Source organism: Streptomyces sp. NPDC058001 (assembly GCF_042886315.1).
Classification (GTDB): domain Bacteria; phylum Actinomycetota; class Actinomycetes; order Streptomycetales; family Streptomycetaceae; genus Streptomyces.
Genome location: NZ_JBHVQT010000020.1, coordinates 25,421 through 46,504 on the forward strand (window position 1 = coordinate 25,421; position 21,084 = coordinate 46,504).

The 21,084-nt window shown below is 70.4% G+C and carries 19 protein-coding genes; 4 read left to right on the forward strand and 15 right to left on the reverse strand.

All coding sequences use genetic code 11. From position 1 onward, the window contains the following. Positions 1-5: 5 nt before the first annotated feature. The 9 genes from ACFVT5_RS38510 to ACFVT5_RS38550 all read right to left on the reverse strand — a co-directional run bounded on the left by ACFVT5_RS38510 (position 6) and on the right by ACFVT5_RS38550 (position 10,519). Positions 6-794: an arylamine N-acetyltransferase gene (locus tag ACFVT5_RS38510; protein ID WP_389898098.1), complete on the reverse strand. Its 789-nt coding sequence runs from the start codon at positions 792-794 to the stop codon at positions 6-8. 138 nt (positions 795-932) lie between these two features. After that, positions 933-1,892, reverse strand: a complete 960-nt coding sequence (locus ACFVT5_RS38515; RefSeq protein ID WP_389898101.1) for a dihydrodipicolinate synthase family protein — start codon at positions 1,890-1,892, stop codon at positions 933-935. 179 nt (positions 1,893-2,071) lie between these two features. Next, the gene (locus ACFVT5_RS38520; protein ID WP_389898103.1) at positions 2,072-2,839 is read right to left on the reverse strand and encodes a FadR/GntR family transcriptional regulator; all 768 of its coding nucleotides are present in this window, start codon (positions 2,837-2,839) and stop codon (positions 2,072-2,074) included. 199 nt (positions 2,840-3,038) lie between these two features. Then, a complete protein-coding gene (locus ACFVT5_RS38525; protein WP_389898105.1) occupies positions 3,039-4,367 on the reverse strand; it encodes a ricin-type beta-trefoil lectin domain protein in 1,329 nt (442 codons plus the stop codon). A gap of 20 nt (positions 4,368-4,387) precedes the next feature. Further along, entirely contained in the window at positions 4,388-5,650 is a 1,263-nt protein-coding gene (locus ACFVT5_RS38530; protein WP_389898108.1) for a lectin, read from the reverse strand. A 251-nt stretch (positions 5,651-5,901) separates the two neighbouring features. Beyond that, a complete protein-coding gene (locus tag ACFVT5_RS38535) occupies positions 5,902-7,266 on the reverse strand; it encodes a GH1 family beta-glucosidase (RefSeq protein ID WP_389898111.1) in 1,365 nt (454 codons plus the stop codon). 20 nt (positions 7,267-7,286) lie between these two features. After that, positions 7,287-8,192 carry a carbohydrate ABC transporter permease gene (locus ACFVT5_RS38540; RefSeq protein ID WP_389898114.1) on the reverse strand — a complete coding sequence of 302 codons (906 nt, stop codon included), beginning with the start codon at positions 8,190-8,192 and terminating at the stop codon, positions 7,287-7,289. After that, complete coding sequence (locus ACFVT5_RS38545; protein ID WP_389898117.1) at positions 8,185-9,195, reverse strand: carbohydrate ABC transporter permease; 1,011 nt, start codon at positions 9,193-9,195, stop codon at positions 8,185-8,187. The genes ACFVT5_RS38540 and ACFVT5_RS38545 overlap by 8 nt, the downstream gene beginning before the upstream one ends. 10 nt (positions 9,196-9,205) lie before the next feature. Next, positions 9,206-10,519, reverse strand: a complete 1,314-nt coding sequence (locus tag ACFVT5_RS38550; protein WP_389898119.1) for an ABC transporter substrate-binding protein — start codon at positions 10,517-10,519, stop codon at positions 9,206-9,208. 151 nt (positions 10,520-10,670) lie between these two features. Here ACFVT5_RS38550 and ACFVT5_RS38555 point away from each other — a divergent pair, with 151 nt between their 5' ends. After that, on the forward strand, positions 10,671-11,975 hold the full coding sequence (locus tag ACFVT5_RS38555) for an ROK family protein (RefSeq protein WP_389898121.1): 1,305 nt from the start codon (positions 10,671-10,673) through the stop codon (positions 11,973-11,975). A 2-nt stretch (positions 11,976-11,977) separates the two neighbouring features. Here ACFVT5_RS38555 and ACFVT5_RS38560 read toward each other — a convergent pair whose 3' ends face one another. From ACFVT5_RS38560 to ACFVT5_RS38585, 6 genes are all read right to left on the reverse strand, one after another. Then, a complete protein-coding gene (locus ACFVT5_RS38560; protein ID WP_389898123.1) occupies positions 11,978-12,661 on the reverse strand; it encodes a VanZ family protein in 684 nt (227 codons plus the stop codon). A 196-nt stretch (positions 12,662-12,857) separates the two neighbouring features. Further along, on the reverse strand, positions 12,858-13,307 hold the full coding sequence (locus ACFVT5_RS38565) for a peroxiredoxin (protein ID WP_389898125.1): 450 nt from the start codon (positions 13,305-13,307) through the stop codon (positions 12,858-12,860). A 133-nt stretch (positions 13,308-13,440) separates the two neighbouring features. Continuing rightward, on the reverse strand, positions 13,441-13,929 hold the full coding sequence (locus ACFVT5_RS38570) for an SPW repeat protein (RefSeq protein WP_389898127.1): 489 nt from the start codon (positions 13,927-13,929) through the stop codon (positions 13,441-13,443). A gap of 247 nt (positions 13,930-14,176) precedes the next feature. Continuing rightward, entirely contained in the window at positions 14,177-15,310 is a 1,134-nt protein-coding gene (locus tag ACFVT5_RS38575) for a hypothetical protein (protein WP_389898128.1), read from the reverse strand. Between the two features lie 60 nt (positions 15,311-15,370). Then, the gene (locus tag ACFVT5_RS38580; RefSeq protein ID WP_389898130.1) at positions 15,371-16,642 is read right to left on the reverse strand and encodes a hypothetical protein; all 1,272 of its coding nucleotides are present in this window, start codon (positions 16,640-16,642) and stop codon (positions 15,371-15,373) included. 170 nt (positions 16,643-16,812) lie between these two features. Further along, entirely contained in the window at positions 16,813-17,673 is an 861-nt protein-coding gene (locus ACFVT5_RS38585; RefSeq protein ID WP_389898132.1) for a class I SAM-dependent methyltransferase, read from the reverse strand. A gap of 119 nt (positions 17,674-17,792) precedes the next feature. On the opposite strand from ACFVT5_RS38585, the gene ACFVT5_RS38590 reads away from it, so the two are divergent. From ACFVT5_RS38590 to ACFVT5_RS38600, 3 genes are all read left to right on the forward strand, one after another. Next, positions 17,793-18,932, forward strand: a complete 1,140-nt coding sequence (locus ACFVT5_RS38590; RefSeq protein ID WP_389898134.1) for a substrate-binding domain-containing protein — start codon at positions 17,793-17,795, stop codon at positions 18,930-18,932. 99 nt (positions 18,933-19,031) lie between these two features. After that, positions 19,032-20,042 (forward strand): extracellular solute-binding protein, encoded by a 1,011-nt coding sequence (locus ACFVT5_RS38595; RefSeq protein ID WP_389898136.1) that lies wholly within the window; start codon positions 19,032-19,034, stop codon positions 20,040-20,042. 17 nt (positions 20,043-20,059) lie between these two features. Then, a complete protein-coding gene (locus ACFVT5_RS38600) occupies positions 20,060-21,082 on the forward strand; it encodes a hydroxyacid dehydrogenase (RefSeq protein WP_389898139.1) in 1,023 nt (340 codons plus the stop codon). Positions 21,083-21,084: the final 2 nt, after the last annotated feature.

A 21,084-nucleotide genomic window follows, 5' to 3' on the forward strand; every position in this document is an offset into this window, starting at 1 on the left:
CCCGCTCATGCCTTCACGTCCGCGTTCGGTACGGGCGGCACCCGGTCGAGGTCCATCCCGAAGTGCTTGGCGTAGGTGGCGAGTACCTCGGCGTCGTCCGCCAGTTCCGTGGTGTGCTTCTCGCCGCCGACCGTCGTCGTGAGCTTGCGTCCGCTCAGTGTGATCCGGCCCTCGTCGGTCAGGATCGAGCACACCAGGGAGCGGGTGAAGTGCGAGGCGGGCGATGTGCGGTGGTACCAGGCCCCGGCCTCGAAGTCCCGCAGCGCGCGCGGACGTCGGTCCAGGAGGTACATGGCCCGCCCGTCCCTGAGGACGTCGACGTCACCGTCCGCCGCGTCGACCAGCCGGAACGTACCGCCGGGGTCGGTCTGGTCGCCCCGGTCGTCGAACGCCAGCGGAAAATGGCTCAGCCCGCCGAACCCGATGTCCGTCAGCCACGGATCCCCGTCCGCCGCCCGCACGAGCAGCGCCAGATGGTCGTACGGGATACCGGGCACGCCCTCGCCGTACACGCGGGCCTGGAGCAGCGTCACGTCGTAGCCGAGTGCGGTGAGGAGGGCTCCGAAGGCGCCGTTCAGTTCGTAGCAGAACCCGCCGCGCCGGGCGTCCACGACCTTGGCGACCAGGGCGTCCTCGGAGAGCACGACGTCCTCGCCGAAGTGGATCGAGAGGTTCTCGAACGGGACGGTCCGCAGATGCGCGAGCTGTAGGTCGCGCAGGGCCTTGGCGGTCGGGGCCGTGGGGCGTTCGGCGCCGATGCGCCGCAGATAGGCGTCGATCTGTGAGGACTGCATACGCCCAGTCTGACCGCACGGGACGACGGTGGCCATGCCCGCCGGACCGATTCCCCGCAGCCCTCGGAGCCCCCAGCACATCCCGTCTCCCGGCACATCCCGTCCCGCGACCTCACGGGCGTATCGCCTCCGGCGGACTCAACGGACGGGGGTCAGACCGGCGGCGCGCAGATGGCGCGCGACCTCGGTGACCGCGTCGGTGGCGAGTCCGATCTGTGGGAACGCCGTGTCGCCGCGGTCGATGACGCCGAGGAGGTGGAGCGCCGCCTTGAACGCGCCGAGCGCCGAGGAACTGCGGCCCATGTCCGTCTCCGGACCGACGTCGACCATGCCGAAGAGGGCCACGAGCCGCTCCTGTTCCTTGGCCGCCAGACTCCAGTCACGGGTGCGCGCGGCCTCGTACAGGCGGACATAGCCCGCGGGGTCCACATTGCCGAGGCCGGGCACCACGCCGTCGGCACCGGCCAACAGGGCCGCGTCGACGGTGAGTTCGGAGCCGGTCAGGACCGAGAAGTCCGGCGCGGGACCGTCGGCCCGCCCCTCGCGCCCGCCGAGTGCGACCAGGAGCCGCCGTAGCCCGCCCTCGTCCCCGCTGCTGTCCTTGAGCCCGGCGAGCGTCCCGTCCTCGGCCAACTCCCGTACCAGCGACGGCGGGAGCTTGGAGTGGACGGCCACCGGGATGTCGTAGGCGAACAGCGGAAGGCCGGCTTCGTGGCGCACCGCGCGGAAGTGCCGGGCGATCTCCGTGCCGTGCGTGCGGGTGTAGAACGGCGCGGTCGCCACCAGGGCGTCGGCGCCGCACGCGTCGGCCACGCGCGCGGGGCCGACGACACGGGCGGTCGTGGTGTCGATGACACCGGCCAGCACGGGCACGCGCCCGGCGGCCGTGGCGATCACCGTCTCCAGGGCGACGCGGCGCTGTGCGTCGGTGAGATACGCGACCTCGCCGGTGGAGCCGAGCGCGAACAGGCCGTGCACACCCCCGGCGAGGAGATGGTCGACAAGCCGGGCCAGAGAGACGGTGTCGACCTGCCCGGAGGCGTCGAGCGGGGTACAGACGGGCGGGACGACCCCGCGCAGGGGGCTGGTCAGGTCCATGCGGGACTCTCCTGAGCTGAGGGAACATGGGACGTAAGATGTCCTACGTCCAGATGTCACCCTAGCCAGCACGGAGCACGCAAGGTCAAGAGGTGCGGGGATCGGAACCGTGATTCGCCAGGTCGGATGGGGTGTCGGGAGTCGACGGGTGCTGGAGTGTCGGAGCGGGCCCGATGCGGTCAGGCGGGGTCCGGCCGGTGTGCCCTGGCCTCCGCGATCCGGCGCCGTACGGGTGCGTAGTGCTCGCCGAGCGCCCGGGTGAAGCCCTTGATGTCGCCCGCGCGTGCCGCGTCCACGATGCTCTGGTGCGCGGTGACGGTGGCGGCCCTGTCCGCGTCCGTGAAGCCGTCGAGACGCGGGGCGACGATCGCGTACACGTCCCAGAACGCCACGGAGAGCTGACCGATGAGCTGGTTGCCGAGCGGTGCCACGAGCAGCGCGTGGAAGGCGCGGTCGGCGGGGACGAGATCGGCCCCGCCGTCGTCCACGGCGGCGGCCTGGGCGCCGTGCTCCCGCATCCGGGCCACCAGGGCGTCCAGCCGGTCCAGTTGGGCGCCGTCGAGGGACGCCACGATCCGGTCGGCCATGCCCTGCTCGAACAGCTCCCGTACATCGACGAGGTCGGCGAGTACCTGGAAGTCGTCGTCCGGGCTGAGCAGCCCCCGGAAGGCGAGTGCCTCGACCAGGGACGACAGGCTCAGTCGCCCGACATACGTGCCGTGACCGTGCCGGACCTCCACGATGTCGAGCGCGTCGAGGACCTTCACGGCCTCCCGGACGCTGGAGCGGCTCGCGCCCAGTGCCTCGCACAGCTCGGTCTCGGTGGGCAGCGGGTCACCCGGCCGGAGCCGGTTGTCCAGGATGAACCGCTTGATGCCGTCGGCGACCTCCTGGCGGAGCAGCCGCCGTGCGGGCCGGGCCCTCGGTGCGGGACGGGCGTCGGTCATACGTGAACCCCCAGGCTCCTCGGCCGCCCCGGACGGCGCCTCGGCCCCTCGGTCCGACGGGCGGCGACCGCACCACGCTACCAAGGCATCGGACATCAGACTTCTCAGGCATCCGACATCAGACATCCTCCGTACGGGAAGCGCCCCGGGCCTGGACGATCAGGCCCGGGGCGCCCCCGTTCACCGCACCGCTACGGGCTCAGCCCGTGTACTGCGCGAACACCTTGGTGAAGTCCCAGGGCTGCTGGCTCACCCCCGAGCAGGTGTCGGCGCCGCCGCCCGTGCAGGGCCGGTCCCGGTTGACCGACCAGAAGGTCAGCCGCGCCAGGTGGTGCTGCTGGGCGTACGCCAGGATGGTCCGGAAGTCGGCGACCGTGACGGTCTCACTGTTGTCCGTGATGCCGTTCATCGACGAGATCCCGGAGTGCCGGTACGCCTCGTCGTCCGAGTACCCGTAGGCGTTCTTGACCGTGTTCTTCAGACCCTCGGCCGCCCGCACGGTGAGCGTGCCCATGTTCTGGCCCGCACCGCCGAAGTTGAACGGCATGATCGTCCAACTGTCCACGGTGAGCCCCGACGCGGCGGCCCGGTTGACGAGACTGTTGTCCGGACCGTTCTGTCCCGAGCCGAAGGTGACGTAGATCTTGATGCCCGGGTTCGCGGCCTTCACGGTCTTCAGGGCGTCCACGGTCCGCTGTTGGACCGTCGGGCTGTTGTACGCGTCGGCCTCGATGTCGATGTCGATGGCCTTCAGCCCGTAGGCGTTGATCACCTTCTGGTAGGCGGCGGCGAGTTCGCCGGCTGAACCGCAGGAACTCTCCAGCTTGTTGCCGCTCCAGCCGCCGAACGACGGGATGATGTCGCCGCCCGCGCCGCGCACGGTGTTCACGGTCTGCTGGTCGACGCCCCCGGTGAGCGGGCGGCTGCCGTCCCACTGCGGGTTGCAGTAGCCGTTGCTGAGGACGAACGCGAGCGTGAACCACTTGACGCCGGTCGCGTTCATCACCGTCGTCGGACTCGGCGGACTGCCCCAGCCGTTGTACAGGTACGGGGCCACCGCCATCGGCCCTGACGGTGCGGGACCGCCCGAACCGGGCGCGCTCCACTTCTGGTTGGCGGCGCCCGTGCAGCTCCAGATCTGGAGCCGGGTGCCGTTGGCGGAACTGTTGCCGGTGGCGTCCAGGCACTTGTTCGCCTGCGGGTTGACGATGTCGTTCGCGGCGGTGACCGTCCACTGCTGGGCGGCGGAGCCGTTGCAGTCCCAGAGTTGTACGAGACTGCCGTTCGCCGTGCCGCCGCTCGCCACGTCCAGACACTTGCCGAGGGCCCGGACGGTGCCGTCACCGACGACGTTCCACTGCTGCGCGGCGGTGCCGTTGCAGTCGTAGATCTGGACGGCGGTGCCGTTGGCGCTGTTGGCCGCCGCGACATCGACGCACTTGCCGCCGATGCCGGTGATCTGGCCGGTGGCCGCCGTGGCGGGCGCCGCCTGGAGCAGGCCGCCGGCCAACGCGGCAGTCGCGGCCATCAGAACGATCCGACGAACTCTCAACTGTTCACCGTCCACTTCTGGTTGGCGCCGCCGCCGCACGTCCAGATCTGCAGCGGTGTGCCGTTGGCGGAGTTGTTGCCCGTCACGTCCAGGCACTTGTTCGCCTGGGGATTGACGATGTCCTTGGCGCCGCTGACGGCCCACTTCTGGGCCGCCGAGCCATTGCAGTCCCAGAGCTGGACCTTGGTGCCGTCCGCGACCCCGCCCGACGCGACGTCGAGGCACTTGCCGAGGGCGCGGATGGTGCCGTCGGTGTTCACGCTCCACTGCTGGGCCGCGGTGCCGTTGCAGTCGTAGAGCTGTACGGGGGTGCCGTTGGCGGTGTTCGCCGCCGCCACGTCCACGCACTTGCCCGCGAGTCCGGTGATCGTGCCGCCGGTGGGGGGTGCCGTGCTGCCGGTGGTGACCTGGACGTGGTCCACGACGAGTTGCTGCGGGAAGGAGGTGCTGCCGTCGGGGTCACCCGGCCAGTAGCCGCCCACGGCGAGGTTGAGGATCATGAAGAAGGGCTTGTTGAACACCCAGGACCTGCCGCCCAGATCGGCGGGCGTGCGCCGCTGGTAGACATTGCCGTCCACGGACCAGGTGATCGAGTCGGGGGCCCAGTCGACGGCGAAGGTGTGGAAGGCGTCCGCGAACGCCTGGCCGCCCGGCAGGGTGTAGCCCGCGCCGATGCCGCCGGAGCCGGAGTAGCCCGGACCGTGGAGCGTGCCGTGCACGGTCGACGGCTCGAAGCCGACGTTCTCCATGATGTCGATCTCGCCCGAGTTGGGCCAGCCGACCTGTCCGATGTCGTTGCCGAGCATCCAGAACGCCGGCCACATGCCCTGACCGCGCGGCACCTTCAGCCGTGCCTCGACATGTCCGTACTGCGAGGTGAACTTGCCCGCCGTGTTCAGCCGGGCCGATGTGTACTCGCACCGGCCGTACCAGCACTGGTAGTTCTGCGGGTTCTCGCGGCGGGCGGTGATGACGAGATGGCCCTGTCCGTCGAGCGCCGCGTTGTTGTTGCCCGCGGTGTAGTACTGCCGCTCATGGTTGTTGACGTTGTCGCCGGTCTCGATCTGCCACTTGCCGGAGTCGACCGCCGAACCGGCCGGTCCGTCGAAGGTGTCCGAGAACGTCGTGGCGGTCGGCGCGACGGCCGTCGTCTTGGTGTCGTCGGAGGCCGCCGACGCGGGAACGGCCAGCGCGGGCGCGACGACCAGGGCGGACAGCGCGGCGATCAGCCAGCGCCGTGCGAGGCGTGGGGAGTGCATGACTCTCCCTTCCGGAACAGCAGGAGTACACATGTCAGATGCATGACACATGTACAGGACTGCGGTGGGGGGTGCCGGACGGCACCGGAGGAGGCGCCTGATTCACTTCGTGATTTAAGAAGTGAAGTAAGGGGGTGTCAAGAGCTTGGTGCAGACCAAAGTTCTGAACGCCGGACTTCTGAACGCCGGACCTCTGAACACCCGTGGGCCGCGCGGGAGTCGCGCGGCCCACGGGGGAACGAGGGGGCCGCTCAGGCGGCGCGCCGGGGACGGCGCCGGTGGCCGCGCACGATGTCGTGGTAGCGGTGCCCGCTGCCCTTGATCGTGCGCCGCTGGGTCGCGTAGTCGACGTGCACCAGACCGAACCGCTTGTCGTAGCCGTACGCCCACTCGAAGTTGTCGAGCAGCGACCAGGCGAAGTACCCGGCGAGCGGGGCGCCCTTGCGGGCGGCGCGGGCACAGGCGGCGACGTGCTGGAGCAGATACTCGGTGCGCTCCGGGTCGTCGACGGTTCCGTCCGGACGGACGATGTCCGGGTACGCGGAACCGTTCTCGGTGACATACAGCCGCCGGGGCGCGTACTCGTGTGTCAGGCGCAGCAGCAGCCGTTCGATGCCGTGCGCGTCGATCTCCCAGTCCATACCGGTGCGCGGGACGTGCAGCCGCCGCACCTGACGGGCGTGCGGCGCGGGACCGGCGGGGTCGTCGGCGACGACGGCCGGGAAGTAGTAGTTGAGCCCCAGCCAGTCGAGCGGCTGCGCGATGGTCTCCGCGTCGCCGGGCCGCTCCGGGAGGTCGACGCCGTACACCTCGCGCATGTCCGCGGGGAAGCCGCGGCCGTGCACCGGATCCAGCCACCAGCGGTTGGTGTGCCCGTCCATGCGCCGCGCGGCGAGCACATCGGCCTCGGACTTCGTGGCCGGCTCCACCGTGCTGAGGTTGTTGACGATGCCCACCTCGGCGTCGGGCACCGCCGCCCGCACCGCCTGCGCCGCCAGGCCGTGACCGAGCAGCAGATGGTACGAGGCCCGCACCGCGGCCGTGAGATCGGTGAGGCCCGGCGCCATCCGGCCCTCCAGATGACCGATCCACGCGGAGCACAGCGGCTCGTTGAGGGTGGTCCAGTGGGTGACCCGGTCACCGAGGCGCTCCGCCACGGCCGACGCGTACGAGGCGAAGTGCTCGGCGGTGTCCCGCTCGGTCCAGCCGCCCCGGTCCTGGAGCACCTGCGGCAGGTCCCAGTGGTAGAGCGTGACGGACGGGGTGATGCCCGCGGCGAGCAGGGCGTCCACCAACTCCTCGTAGAAATCGAGGCCCTTGCCGTTGACGGGACCGTCGCCGCCCGGCACCACACGCGGCCAGGCGATCGAGAACCGGTAGGCGTCGACGTCGAGTTGCTTCATCAGCTCGATGTCCTCGCGCCACCGGTGGTAGTGGTCGCAGGCGAGGTCACCGGTGTCATCGTTGTCGATCTTGCCGGGGGTGTGCGAGAAGGTGTCCCAGATGGAGGGCGACCGGCCGTCCTCGGCCACAGCGCCTTCGATCTGGTAGGCCGAGGTGGCCACCCCCCACGCGAAGTCGTCCGGCAGGGCGGCGAAGTCGATCGGGTCGGACACGGAAATCCTTTCGGGAGAGATCACTTGACGGCTCCGGCGGTGAGCCCGGCCACCAGATACCGCTGGAGCAGCAGGAATCCGGCGACCACGGGCACGCTCACCACGAGGGAGGCGGCCATGACCTGGTTCCAGTACACGTCGTTCTGGGTGGCATAGCCCTGGAGGCCGACGGCCAGGGTGCGGGTTGTGTCATTGGTCATGACGGACGCGAAGAGCACCTCGCCCCAGGCGGTCATGAACGCGTACACGGCGACCGCGACGATGCCCGGGATCGCCGCGGGCACCACGATCCGGAAGAGCGCCCCGAGCGGCCCGCAGCCGTCCACCAGGGCCGCCTCGTCGAGATCGCGGGGCACCGAGTCGAAGTACCCGATGAGCATCCAGATGGAGAACGGCAGCGAGAAGGTCAGATAGGTGAGGATGAGCCCGCCGCGCGAGCCGTAGAGCGCGATGCCCGTCGTGTTGCCGATGTTGACGAAGATCAGGAACAGCGGCAGCAGGAAGAGGATGCCCGGGAACATCTGCGTCGACAGGACCGTCACGGTGAAGACCCGCTTGCCGCGGAACCGGTAGCGGCTGACCGCGTACGCCGCGAACACCGCGATCGTCACCGAGCAGACCGTCGCCGCGCCCGCCACGATCAAGGAGTTGACGAAGTACCGCGCGAGCGGCACGGTGTCCCAGATGTCGATGTACGGGCGGATGGTCAGCCCACTGGGAATCCAGCGGAAGGTGCCCGAGACGTCCTTCAGCGGCTTGAGCGAGCTGGTCACCATCACGAAGATCGGCAGCAGCACGAACCCCGAGAGCAGCGTCAGGAACACCCGCCGCGCCCACACGAACGACGCCGGCGGCGCGCTCGGCGACCGGGGAAGGGCCGAGCGGCGCCCGGCCGGGGCGCCCGGCGACTTGGTGGCGCTAGACATCGGCATGCTTCCTTCCGCGCGACGTGACCAGCAGATACACGGCCGTCACCACGAGCAGGAACAGCAGCAGGAGCACCGACATCGCGGAGCCCGTACCGAAGTTCCAGGTGACGAACGACGACTGGTAGATATGGATCGAGATCAGGTCCGCGGGCTCCGGCGCCGACCGGCCGAACAGGACGTACGGCGTGTTGAAGTCGTTGAACGTCCACAGGAACAGCACCAGGACCAGGACCTGGTTGACCGGGCGCAGCGACGGCAGGGTGATCCGGCGTATCTGCTGCCAGATGCCCGCCCCGTCGATCGACGCCGCCTCGTACAGGTCCTTGGGGATGTTCTGGAGCGCGGCCATCACGATGAGGAACGCGAACGGCCAGGTCTTCCACACCGCGACCACGACCAGCGCGACGAAGCTGTTGTCGCCGATCAGCCAGAACGTCCGCTCGTCGGTCAGCCCCAACTGGTCGTGCAGGACATGGTTGATGAGGCCGTTGTCCCGCTGGAACATGAACGCCCAGGTGATGACGGCGGCATAGATCGGCAGCGCGTACGGCGTCAGGAACACCGCCCGCAGCAGACCACGGCCGCGGAAGTTCTCCTGCATGAAGATCGCCGCGGCGGTCCCGAGCAGCCAGCAGAAGCCCACCGTCAGCACACTGAACGCGACCGTCACGAAGAACGAGTGCAGCAGCGACTCGCCCACCGGGGCGTCGAAGTCGACGGACAGCCTGTAGTTGTCGAAACCCGCCCAGGGCGCGGCGCCCCAGTCGCGGATGTAGAACTGGGTCAGCTCCTTGAAGCTCATGAAGATGCCGATGACCATCGGCACCAGATGGATGAGGAGTTCCAGGAGCAGGGCGGGGAGCAGCAGCAGATACGGCAGCCCGACACGGCGGAGCCGGCCGGGCAGCCGCGGCCGGCGCCCGGCCGACCGCGGCTGCCCGCCGCCGGGCCGCGGTGAACGGCCCGGCGGTGCCTCCTGTTCGGCGGCGGTGGTAGTCATCGGCCGCCGCTCACTTCGGCATCTGCTGCTGCGCCTTGGTCAGCGCGCTCTTGACCGAGTCCGTGGTCACCGGACGCCCGGCGGCGGCGTCGGCGAACAGCTCCTTGATCGCGGTGCCGACGGTCGTCTCGAACTGCGACTCGTTGGCCACCTGGGGCAGCGGCGCCGCGCTCTTGGCGAGCGTGTCCCGCAGCACCGAGGTGTCGGGCGCGCTGAACGCGGCATCGCTCTGCGCCGCCTTCACGGGCGGAATCGAACCGTAGGTCTTGTTGAGCAGCTTCTGCTCGGCGTCGCTCGTCATGAACTTCACGAACTTCGTGGCGCCGTCCAGGTTCTTGGTGTTCTTGAAGACCGCGATGTTGATGCCCGCGACCATCGAGTTCACGTTCTGTCCGGTACCCGGGGCCCCGCTCGGCACCGGCACCGGCGCGACCCCCCACTCGTCGGGCTTCATGCCCTGTGCGGCGAAGGTGCTCGCCGCCGCCTGCCACAGCACCATCGCCGTCTTGCCCTGTGCGAAGTCGCGCAGCGACTGGTTCTGCGCGTACTCGGCGTTCCCCGGCGAGATGATCTTGTCCTTGGCCATGAAGTCGACGTACTGCTTGACCGCCGCGACCGCGCCGTCCGAGGTGAAGGTGGGCTTGCCCGAGGCGTCGAAGAAGTCGGCGCCGTGCTGCTTGCCCAGCGCGAACGCCTGGTGGATGTTGTTCGACAGGTTCGAACCCTCGGCGCCGAGCGCCCACTTGCCGTCCTTGGAGATCTTCTTGCCGTCCGCGACCAGCTCGTCCCAGGTGGCCGGCGGCTCGGTGATGCCCGCGTCCGCGAACATCGCCTTGTTGTAGTAGAGCGCGTACGCGAGCGAGTACAGCGGCACCGCCGACGGGTCCTTGCCCTCGGCCCCCGCCGAGCCGAGCGCGGACTCCACGAACCGGTCCTTGCCGCCGATCTTGTCGAAGTTCTTGGCGTCCCACGGCAGCAGCGCGCCGGTCGCCTGGAGCGAGGCGGACCAGGTGTTGCCGATGTTGAGTACGTCGGGTCCCTGGCCGGACGTCGTCGCCGCGAGGATGCGGTTGAGCAGATCGGACCAGGGGACGACCTCCAGTTTGACCTTGATTCCGGTCTGCTTCTCGAACTTCTTCAGCTCGGCGGTGAGGATCTTCTTGTCCGCCTCGATGCTCGGGCCCTGGTTGGAGGCCCAGTAGGTGAGCGTCTTGGGGGAGTCGTTGCTGCCTCCGCCGGTGTCGCTGCCGCCACCGCACCCGGTAGCGGCGACACAGAGGGCAGTGGTCGTGAGGACCGCGGCTGCGGCTCGGAATCTGCGCATGGTGGTCCGCCCCTTTCAGGGGTGTCCAATGGGTGGCCGCGTTCAGTCCCTGAACGGCCTCATGGCTTAATTTAGGACGTGAGTTAAAGCGCAAGAGAAGGTCGCGTCAAGAGGCCGCGCAACGGTATGTTGCGGGCAGGGAAGGAGACACATGGCCGAGCGCAACAGACGGACGGTGCGTGACCTGCGCCGGGGCAACCGATCAGAGGTATTGCAACGGTTGTATTTCGACGGGCCGATGAGCCGCCAGGCACTCGGTCCGGCGACCGGCCTGAGTTCAGGCTCCGTCAGCAACGTGGTCTCCGAACTCACCTCCGACGGACTCCTGGAAGAGGCCGGCGTGGTCGACTCCGACGGCGGCCGGCCGCGCACCCTGCTGCGGGTGGCGCCCGACAGCGGCCGGCTCATCGGCGTGGACGTCGGCGAGACCCGGGTACGCGTCGAGCTGTTCGACCTCGCCCTCACCGAACTCGCCCGCGCGGAACTGCCGTTGGGGCACCAGGACTACGACGTCGACCTCATCGTCCGGCACATCAGCGCGGGTATCGCCGCCGTCCTGGACGGGAACGCCGTCCAGGCCGACTCGCTGCTCGGTGTCGGTGTCGGCGTGCCCGGCATCGTCGACCGCAGCGCACCCGGCGGCGCGGTGGTGCACGGGCAGACCATCGGCTGGTCGGCGGTCCCGCTCGAAGCCCTGCTGCGGGACGCCGTCCAACTGCCGGAAGGTGTTGGGTTCTTCATCGGTAACGGCGCCGCGGCACTCGGCCAGGCCGAGATGTGGTTCGGCGGCGGGCGCGGCGCCCGGGACGCCGCCATCGTGCTGTTCGGCTCCGGCGTCGGCGCCTGCATCGTCACCGACGGCGCGATCCACGACAGCCCCGGCGAGTGGGGGCACCTCACCGTCAACGTCCGTGGCCGCAGGTGCCGTTGCGGTGCCCTCGGCTGTCTGGAGGCGTACACGGGCTCCGAGGCGCTCCTGGCCCGCTGGCTGGAGGCGGGCGGACGGCTGCCCGAGGACAGCGACGAGGAGAGCGGTGTGACGGCGCTGCTCGCCGCCGCGCACCCGGGGGACCCCGACACCGCGCCCGACCCGGTCGCCGTCGCCGTCCTCGACGAGACCGCCGAGTACCTGGGGGCGGGCATCTCGGACCTGATCAACCTGTTCGCACCCGAGCGGGTCCTCATCGGCGGCTGGGCCGGACTCCAACTCGGCCCGCACATCCTGGACTCCGTACGCCGCTACGCCGAGGGCTTCTCGCTGCACCACCCCGCCGCACGCGTCAGTATCGAGATGGGCCGACTCGGCCCCGACGCGGTGACGGTCGGCGCCGCGACCCTGCCCCTCGCGGACTTCTTCGCCAACGGCGGCCGACGCGCACGTCCCGGCGGCCGTGACCCGGAGGAGAGCGGTGAGCCGGGCTGGCAGACGGTACTGGAGGGACGCGCGCGGCGGTGACCTTACCCTTGGGTGCTCCTGGGCTTGGGGCGCGGCTCTTCGGGCCGCGCCTTCTTGGCCTTGGCGGGGTGGGCCTTCTTGAACGGTGACTTCTTGAACGGCACCTTCTTGAACGACGCCTTCAAGAAGGGTGTCTTCTTGGGCTGCGCCTTCGCGGGCTGCTTCTTCTTGGCCGAAGCCTTCCTGGGCTGCGCCTTCTTGGCCGGAGCCTTCTTGCGCTGCGTCTTCTTGGGCGGTGGAGTCGGTCGTGGGTCCGACAGGGCGTGGTAGCGGTGGGCGATGCGGCGGCCCAGGAGGACGTACGCGAGCAGCGCGCCGCCCGTGTTGAGGATGACGTCGTCCACGTCGAAGGCCCGGCCCTCGACGATCGCGCCCTGCGCCAGCTCCACGAGCACCATCACGAGCCCGGTGACCATCAGGACCCGAAGCCACCGCAGCCGCCGCGGTCCCAGCACCGGCAGCAGCAGTCCGAAGGGCGCCCCGAGGAGAAGGTTGCCGCCGATCTGCTTGCACGCGGCGAGGAACGTGTAGTCCTCGGCGTACTGGCGCAGCGAGTGACCGGGACGCAGATTCGACCCGGCCATCGGTACCGACACGGGCGACGGTGACAGGGTCAGCTTGGCCAGCACGGCGGAGAACGCCACCAGGCCGATGAACGCGAGGGTGGCCAGCAGGGCGCGCGTCACGACGCGACCCCACGCAGGCCGCGCGGAAGCACCAACTGCCGCCGCCGGGCCGGATGTTCGGCGTCCCGACGTTCTCTGCCCGGATGCTCTCCGTCCGGGTGTTCTCTTACGGGGTTCTCCGGTTGAGGTCACTACGGCCGTGTTCCCCGCGCCACTCGCCGTACACACGACGCACCCGGTCGGGGACGGGAAGCCGCTACTCGGGGCGCAGTACCTTCAGCGCGCGGTCCGCGTGCACACTCATCCGGATCTCGCTGCGCACCACTTCACGTACCGCACGATCCGTACCGATCACGAACGTGACCCGTTTCGTCGGGGCGAGCGAGAAGCCCCGCTTCACACCGAACAGTTCGCGTACCGTGCCGTCGGCGTCGGACAGCAGGGGGAAACCGAGGGAGTTGCGGCCCGCGAACTCCTGCTGGCGTTCCACCGCGTCCCCGCTGATGCCCACCGGCTGTGCGCCCACGGCCCGGAACTCCGCGGCCAGGTCCCGGAAGTGACATGCCTCCGCCGTGCAGCCGGCGGTCATGGCCGCCGGATAGAAGAACAGCACCACCGGGCCGCCCTTGAGCAGTTCCGAGAGTGTGCGCGAGGTTCCCGTCTCGTCCGGGAGCGTGAAGTCCTCGACGATGTCACCGACGTTCATGTGCCCACGTCCCTTCGTCGGGACCAGACACTACTCGACGGTAGAGACCGCCTTGCCCCCGGTGTGCCGCCGACCGGGCCGCGCCGCGCGCTGAACCGGTCGGCGGTCGTCCTCCGTTGGTTTCCCGGGGGGACTACCTCGGGTTCTTTGTGTCCAGGCGGTTCGCTGTTTCCAGACGTTGGGCCTGCTGCCTGCTCCTCATCGCCACGGCCGCGCAGGCCAGACTCAGCAGAATGGTCAGGGCGCCGATCACGACCTGGTTCACGATGACGCCGGTGTCCGGGCTGGTGCCGACCCGCCAGGGCGAGATGATCAGCCAGATGCCCATGGCGCACATGGCCCAGCTCAGGCCGTACATCCTGGCGGGCCGCACGGTGAAGCCGAGGGCCAGCAGCCCGATGGCGAACCCCATGATCAGGTTGTGCGTGACGAGTGCGGGTTGGCTGGTCGTGAAGTGGACCACCCACGGGGAGATGGCGCAGTACAGACCGACCAGGAACACCGGTCCGTCCACGAGCGCCACATCGCGACCACCGAGCACGCGCTCGTAGCGTGCCCGCATTTCCGAAGCGTCAGGGTGGGACGAGATGTCCGTCGCCCTGTGGTGCGAAACGTCGGCCATGAGACTCGACTCCTTCGTTGCGACAACTCCGACCGCACGGGATGCGGCACTTCGCCGCACATACCCATTCTGCTCTCATTTATCCTTTATGTGTAGATAAGGCAAGATCCTGTGCGTCTTTCTTCCCGGTATCTCCCGCCTCACACGTCCCACGACGTGGCCGGACATCCGTGAACCGCCGGCGGGCGCGGCCTGCACGTCGTACGGCGATGTGCCCACGCGGTGCGCGCAGTTGGAGGACCTGTCGTCAGGGAAGGGTGACGCGGATCGGGCCGCAGCCGACCCGGGTCGCCTCCGCCGCCACGAAGGGGGGAAGCAGGGCGGCGACATCGTCCGCCCGATCGGCGTCGTCCGCCTTGACCAGGAAGGTGACCTTGCCGGTCTGGCACTCGGCCTGGAAGATGCCGAGATCGGGGCGGAGCGCCCCGTAACCGCGCGGATTCCGCAGTTTGGTGCCCCCGTCACGGGCGAGGTTGTCGAAGATTTCGGCCAGGCGCGGATCGGAGACCGTCATCAGCCGCAGCCCGGGACGGCTCGACAGGCCCCGGTCACAGGTACGGACCGGACCCTCACCCCGGGTCACCATCGGGCGGTACTCGTCGTACTCCCGCTTGCCCGGCAGCCGCAGGCCCTTCACCCCGCACAGCGCGCCGGGTTCCTCGTCGATGTGGCTGGGCGGCGCGGGCAGGCCCCGCACGGGGTCGGGCACCGTGCCGCCGCAGCCCTGGTCGGCGAGGACGTGGTTGACCATCCGGACCACGGCCCGCGCCATCGCGGCACGCCGCCCGGTGTCGACGTCGTCACCGGGGTCGTGCCTGCCCTGGACGACGTCGACCACGGTGGGTCCCTCGAACTCGTCGGGTGCGCCGAGGCAGCCCTCCGGGAGGGCCAGCCAGGCCCGGGTGTCCGACGCCATGCCGAGCAGCCCGCCGCCGAGCGGGGTGAGCCGTGGGCCGAGGAATTCCTCGGCCCACCGTCCGGTCCCGGCATAGGTGGTGTCGAGGGTGTACAGCCGGGCCACGAGGTCGGAGCCGGCCGTGGTCAGACGGCAGGTTCCGGTGGGTCCGTCGAAGCCTCTCTTGTCCTGCCAGATGGGGAGTTCGGCGGCCGTCACGTCCTCGGAACCACCGAACAGCGCCTTGAGTTCCGGCTCCCCGAAGCCGTCCCAGCACTGGTTCCCGGCGGCGCTGAACGGGCCCGTTCCGCTCTGCCACGCGGTGACTCCCGCGCCGGCGAGCACCCCGGCGACAGCGGCGGCCACCACGGGGCGCAGCCGTCCGCGCAGCAGCCGTCGGGGGTGCCACCAGCGGCGGGGCGGGCGCGGCCCGGTGTCGGGGGCGGCCGACTCGGCGGCGGGGGCAAGGGCGTCGGCGTCGGGCATGGGAAGCGGTTCCCCCAAGGGAGTTGGAGAGGTCGGGAGGGCGAAGGCGGTACGGGGGCGTCAGGCGCGCGGTGCGACCGGCGGGCAGCCGAGGCGCTGCGTCACCGCGTCCGTGAACGCCACCGTGTCCCGGTCGGACATGCCGTGCGTCAGGAACGTCGCCGGACGCCCCGCACAGTCCGCCCGTACGACCTTGTACGTGTCGGTGAATATCCCCGTGCCGCGCCAGCCGGGCGCCGGTGCCGCCGTGCCGGTCGTGCCGTCGAACAGCGCGGCCAGGCGGGGTTCGGCCACCATCAGGGCCGTGTAGAAGTCGCCGGCGCCGCGCCAGGGTTGTACCGCGCAGGACTGGAGGTCGCGGGTGACCGCACCGACGCGGTACTCCAGATCCCGGGCAAGGTCCGGGTCGACCTTGAGGCCGGGGATGCGGCAGGCGTTCGTGAAGTACCGCTCCTCGTCCTCCGGCACCCGAAGCACCGGCGAGGACGTCCGCAAGGGCTCGCCGTCCGCGCAACCGGCCCGTTCCATGCCCTGGTTGGCGGCGGCGACCAGCAGAGCGGTCACCCAGCGCGTCCCGCCGAGTCCGGCGCTCGACGCCGTGGAACGGCCCTCATACGCCTGGGACGCCTTCGACGCGAGCGTCACGGTGGTCGGGCGCCCGTCGGCGGTGTCGCATCGCTTCGGAAGTACCAGCATGCCCTTGCCGCCGCTGACCGTGCCCGGCAACCGGTCGGGCATCGGCGCCGTGCCGTCCCCGAGGAGGTCCACGAGCCATGCCATGCGCTCCCGGGCGTCCTTGGGCGCGGGGCCGTAGGTGACGGTGACCTCGCTGGTCTTGTTGACCTCGTCGCCGTCCCTGGCGGTGTACCCGGTGTCGACGGCGACCGTGCAGGTACCCGTCGGCCGTGCCGGGGTCGGCGCGGTCGCGGTCGACGAGCGGCTGCCGTTGCCGTCGATGAAGGCGTCGTCGCCCAGGAAGCCGGGACCGCTGTTCTCCTGCCAGGAGCCCCAGCAGTACCGGTCGTCACCCGGGAAGGGCCAACTGCCGGTCGCCCAACTGGTGGTGGTGCCCGCGGCGAGCAGCACCAGCGCCGCGCCGCCCGCGAGCAGCAGCCGCCCGCGCCGGTCCCGGGTCAGCCGCCGCCATCGTCCACCGCGGCCGGCCGTGGCGCCGTCGTCCTGCCCGTCGCCGTCCCGTCCTTCGTCGGCCGGCGCGTTCCCGGTCAGTGCCTCGCCGGTACGCGCCGCGTCAGCGCGTGCGTCGTCCCCGACCCGGTCGTTCCCCTGGGTCACCCCGTGTCCCTCGTCCCCGTGTTCGTCGAGCCCCCGCACCGGACCGCTCCCCACCGGATGTCACACCCGGTACGGCCCGACCGCAGATCGTATCGGCACCGAGTTCGGCCAACTCGCCGGGGTGCGGACCCGGTTCGGCGCGAAACGGGTCGGCCGGAGACGTGTCGGCCGGAGACGTGTCGGCGCGAAACGGGTCAGAGCGAAACGGGTCAGCGCGAGGCGAGCAGGGCGTACAGATGCGGGATGCGCGGCGCCGTCTCCGGGAGCCGCCACCAGCCGGACGGTGTGGGGGTCATACCGGGCCAGCGCGGCCAGGGGAGTTCGTCGCACTCCCGCAGCCGCTCCACCCGCAGCCCCGCCCCGACGACCGCGGTGACCACCTCGTCGAGACCGTGCGCCCACTCGAAACTCTCGGTCGCCCCCTCGACGGCAGGCCCGTCCGTGTACGTGGACGACGACGCCTTGCGCAGGGCGCCGCGACCGCCCAAGTAGTCGTGCCGCAGCAGGAGTTCGGGCCCCTCGCCGTCGCCGGGCTTAGGGCCGAGCGCGTTGAGCAGCGGATGGAACTCGACCAGATAGAGCCGGCCGCCGGGGCGCAGCAGCCGCGCGATCGTATGCGCCCAGCGGTCCAGGTCGGGGAGGTAGCACAGGGCCCCCTTGCCGGTGTAGACGATGTCGAAGCGGCGGCCGTCCAGCGCTTCCACGGCGTCGTACACGTTCGCCCGGACATAGGAGATGTCCGCGCCGTCCCGCTCGGCGATACCGGTGGCCGCGGCGACCGAGGCACCGGACAGGTCGAGTCCGGTGGCGCGGGCCCCGCGCCGGGCGAAGGCGAGGGTCTCGGTGCCGAGATGGCACTGGAGGTGCAGCACGTCCTGCCCGGCGAGGTCGCCCAGGTCCTCCCATTCGAAGGGGGCGAACCAGCGGGCCGGGTCGGGCGAGGCGTCGAGCCCGTAGAACCGGCTGGCGAGATGGACCGGGGTGCGGGCGTCCCAGTTGGCCTCGTTGGCGAGCATCATGCCCTGGACGTCGGATCCCCACGGCTCGCTGTGTTCGGTCGCGTCGGTCATGGACCCATCGAAGCGCACGGCCGAGGGGTTCGGGTACGGCCGGGGCCGCCGATCGTTATGCTTCCGGTCAAGCGTTCAAACGAACATCCGAGGCGGTACGGCCAAGGGGGCGATCCCGAATGCGGGAGCCGATCGAACAGAGGCGCCGGCGGATCCTGTCCGTCGTGGAGTCGCGGGGGCCGGTCCGGGTGAGCGACCTCGCCGCCGAGCTGGAGGTCTCGGTGGTCACCGTCCGCCGTGATGTCGAGGACCTGGCGCGCGCGGGCAGACTGCGGCGCGGCCACGGCGTGGCGCGGCCCGTCATCACGGCCGAGACCGCTCCGGGGCCCGGCGAGCCCGGCCGTGGCATCGGCGCCGTGGCCCTCGTCGTCCCCGAGCGGCACTCGTACCTGTATGAGACGTTGCACGGCGCCCGCACGGTCCTGGAGGAAGCGGGGGTGCACATCGCCCTGCACATCGCGCCGAAGGCTCCGGGCACCGAACGCCTCATCGTGGAGAAGGCGCTGGCGGGTGGCGCGAGCGGTCTGCTGATCGCCCCGCGCTGGCGCAGCGCGGCCAGCGAGGAGGCCGACTACGCCTGGCTCGCCGCGATCGGCGTACCGACGGTGATCATGGAACGGCGCCCCCGGCCGGGCAGCGCGCTGCACGCCACCGACTCCGTCTGCTCCGACCACGGCTACGGCGTCCATCTCGCCGTCGAACACCTCGTCTCGCTCGGGCACCGCAGGATCGTCCTCACCGCCCGCGACGACAGCCCCACCGCGCGCGCCATCCGGGTCGCCTTCGCCCGGATCGCGGCCGAGCGGCCCGACGTCGAGGACGCGACCGTGCTCCTCAGTTCCCCGGACGCGGGCGCCGAGCCCGACCCGGGGACCGGCCGCACCGCCCCACCCCCGCTCGACCTCGCCGCCGTCCTGCGCGAACGGCGCGCCACCGCCGCCGTCCTGCACAACGACGAGGACGCGGTGCTGCTCGTCCAGCGCCTCGCTGACAGCGGGGTACGGGTGCCGCAGGACTGCTCGGTGGTCGCGTACGACGACACGGTCGCCGGATTCAGCAGCACCCCGCTGACCGCCGTCGCGCCGCCCAAGGCCGAGGTCGGCCGGGCCGCCGCCGAACTGCTCCTCCGCCGGATGGACGCCGGGGGAGCGGCCGAACCGGTGCGCAGGATCGAGCTGTTGCCCGAGCTGAAGGTCCGTGGCTCGTCCCAACCACCCACGGTGTCGCCCACCGTGCCATCGGTCCCGTATTCACAGTGAGCGTTTGACCGCTTTGATTTACTTCTGATCGATCTCTTGACCCAGTCCGGTCAGCCGATCAGGATTCCCGTGTCTCGAACAGGAGCCGCGGGAGGCACCATGTCCGGTCGACCGAGCCGTCGATCCCTGCTCGCCGCATGCGCCGCGCTTCCGCTGACCGGCGCCCTGAGCGCCTGCGGCGGCAGCGGCGGATCCGTGGGCACGGGGAGAACCACGCGCCTCACCTTCTGGTCCGCCCTGCGCGGCAGCCAGCAGGTGGTGGACGAGTTCAACCGCACCCACGACCGCGTCCAGGTCGACTTCAACCAGATCCCCGGCGGCGACCAGGGCGGTTACGCGAAGCTCAGCAACGCCGCCCGCGCGGGCAACGCACCCGATGTGGCCACCCTGGAGTACCCCCAGGTCCCCGGCTACGCCATCGACGGCGTCGCCCGCGACATCACCGCCCTCGTACCCGACCGGCTGAAGGCGAAACTGCTGCCGCAGGCGCTCGGCCTGACCACCTTCGAGGGCCGGGTCTTCAGTGGCCTGCACACGGTCCTGCCGTCCATCGTGAACATCGCCCTGTGGAGCAACCTCGGCTACAACATGGTCGTCTGTCTGGTCCTCGCCGCGGTGATGGTCCCGCAGACCGTGCTCGCGCTGCCCCTGTACCTGATGGCGTCCGGTACCGGCCTGGTGAACACCTTCTGGGCGGTGTTCGTGCCCGTCCTGTTCAACCCCTTCGGCGTCTATCTCGGACGCATCTTCAGCCAGGGATACGTGCCCGACGAGGTCCTCGAAGCCGCCCGCGTGGACGGCGCCGGTGAACTCACCACCTATGCGCGGGTCTCCCTGCGCATGCTCGGGCCCGGACTCGTCACTGTCTTCCTCTTCCAGCTCACCTCCATCTGGAACAACTTCTTCCTCCCGATGGTGATGCTCTCCGACCAGCACCTCTATCCCGTCAGTCTCGGCCTCTACAGCTGGAACAGTTCCGCCACCGTCTCACCCGAGTACTACCCCGTCGTCATCACGGGCTCGCTGCTCGCCGTGCTGCCGCTGATCCTCGCCTTTGTGCTGCTTCAGCGGTTCTGGCGCTCCGGACTCACCGCGGGCGCCGTCAAGTAAGGAGTTCTTGAAGCCACATGCACACCGCACCGAACGGCCGCCCCCGTGCGGCCGTCGCCATGTCATCGCAGGCCGCCGCGGCCATCCTCGACCCGGCGTCCCTCGCGGCACTCGCGCAGATCTGCGACCTGCCGCCCCTGCCCGCCCTCGACGACTTCAGCACGCCCAGGGCCCGCGAGATCCTCGCGGACACCGATCTGCTCGTGACGGGCTGGGGCTGCCCGCCCCTCGACGCCGCCGCACTCGCCGCCGCACCCCGTCTGCGGGCCGTCGCGCACACCGCGGGCTCGGTACGCCACCACATCACCGACGCCTGCTGGGACCGCGGCATCGAGGTGTCGTCGGCCGCCGCCGCCAACGCGCTGCCCGTCGCCGAGTACACCGTCGCCATGATCCTGCTGTCCGGCAAGCGGGCCCTCGAACAGGCCCGCGACTACCGCGCCGCGCGCCACCGCGCCGACCCCCTGGCCATCTCGAACGCCGTCGGCAACTACGGCCGCACCGTCGGCATCCTCTCCGCGTCCCTGATCGGCCGACGCGTGATCGACCTGCTCCGCCCGTACGACCTGGAGATCCTGCTCCACGACCCCTACGTCACCCCGGAGGAAGCCGCCGCGCTCGGTGTCCGCCCGGTCGGGCTCGCGGAACTCTTCACCGCGAGCGACATCGTCAGCGTCCACACCCCGCTGCTGCCCGAGACACAGGGTCTCGTCAGCCGCGACCTGCTGACCTCCATGCGCGACGACGCGGTCCTCCTCAACACCGCACGCGGCGCCGTCGTCGACCAGGACGCCCTCACCGACCTCGTCACGGCGCGCCGGATCCGGGCCGTCCTCGATGTCACGGACCCCGAGGTGCTGCCCCCCGAACACCCCCTGTGGGACTGCGACACCGTGCTCATCACCCCCCATCTCGCAGGCTCCCAGGGCAACGAGTGGCGCCGCCTGGCGGACCTCGCGATCGGCGAGGTCACCCGATGGGCCGCGGGCGACGGATTCGCCCACCCCGTACGACGCGAAAGGCTGGCCTTCACGGCATGAGC

What these genes read in the sequence shown, in the direction of transcription:
- ACFVT5_RS38545 (WP_389898117.1), bottom strand. Translation starts at nt 9,195, where the DNA reads ATGACTACCACCGCCGCCGAACAGGAGGCACCGCCGGGCCGTTCACCG.
- ACFVT5_RS38520 (WP_389898103.1), bottom strand. Translation starts at nt 2,839, where the DNA reads ATGACCGACGCCCGTCCCGCACCGAGGGCCCGGCCCGCACGGCGGCTG.
- ACFVT5_RS38555 (WP_389898121.1), top strand. Translation starts at nt 10,671, where the DNA reads ATGGCCGAGCGCAACAGACGGACGGTGCGTGACCTGCGCCGGGGCAAC.
- ACFVT5_RS38550 (WP_389898119.1), bottom strand. Translation starts at nt 10,519, where the DNA reads ATGCGCAGATTCCGAGCCGCAGCCGCGGTCCTCACGACCACTGCCCTC.
- ACFVT5_RS38525 (WP_389898105.1), bottom strand. Translation starts at nt 4,367, where the DNA reads ATGGCCGCGACTGCCGCGTTGGCCGGCGGCCTGCTCCAGGCGGCGCCC.
- ACFVT5_RS38570 (WP_389898127.1), bottom strand. Translation starts at nt 13,929, where the DNA reads ATGGCCGACGTTTCGCACCACAGGGCGACGGACATCTCGTCCCACCCT.
- ACFVT5_RS38565 (WP_389898125.1), bottom strand. Translation starts at nt 13,307, where the DNA reads ATGAACGTCGGTGACATCGTCGAGGACTTCACGCTCCCGGACGAGACG.
- ACFVT5_RS38595 (WP_389898136.1), top strand. Translation starts at nt 19,032, where the DNA reads ATGTCCGGTCGACCGAGCCGTCGATCCCTGCTCGCCGCATGCGCCGCG.
- ACFVT5_RS38530 (WP_389898108.1), bottom strand. Translation starts at nt 5,650, where the DNA reads ATGCACTCCCCACGCCTCGCACGGCGCTGGCTGATCGCCGCGCTGTCC.
- ACFVT5_RS38585 (WP_389898132.1), bottom strand. Translation starts at nt 17,673, where the DNA reads ATGACCGACGCGACCGAACACAGCGAGCCGTGGGGATCCGACGTCCAG.
- ACFVT5_RS38600 (WP_389898139.1), top strand. Translation starts at nt 20,060, where the DNA reads ATGCACACCGCACCGAACGGCCGCCCCCGTGCGGCCGTCGCCATGTCA.
- ACFVT5_RS38515 (WP_389898101.1), bottom strand. Translation starts at nt 1,892, where the DNA reads ATGGACCTGACCAGCCCCCTGCGCGGGGTCGTCCCGCCCGTCTGTACC.
- ACFVT5_RS38540 (WP_389898114.1), bottom strand. Translation starts at nt 8,192, where the DNA reads ATGTCTAGCGCCACCAAGTCGCCGGGCGCCCCGGCCGGGCGCCGCTCG.
- ACFVT5_RS38575 (WP_389898128.1), bottom strand. Translation starts at nt 15,310, where the DNA reads ATGCCCGACGCCGACGCCCTTGCCCCCGCCGCCGAGTCGGCCGCCCCC.
- ACFVT5_RS38590 (WP_389898134.1), top strand. Translation starts at nt 17,793, where the DNA reads ATGCGGGAGCCGATCGAACAGAGGCGCCGGCGGATCCTGTCCGTCGTG.
- ACFVT5_RS38510 (WP_389898098.1), bottom strand. Translation starts at nt 794, where the DNA reads ATGCAGTCCTCACAGATCGACGCCTATCTGCGGCGCATCGGCGCCGAA.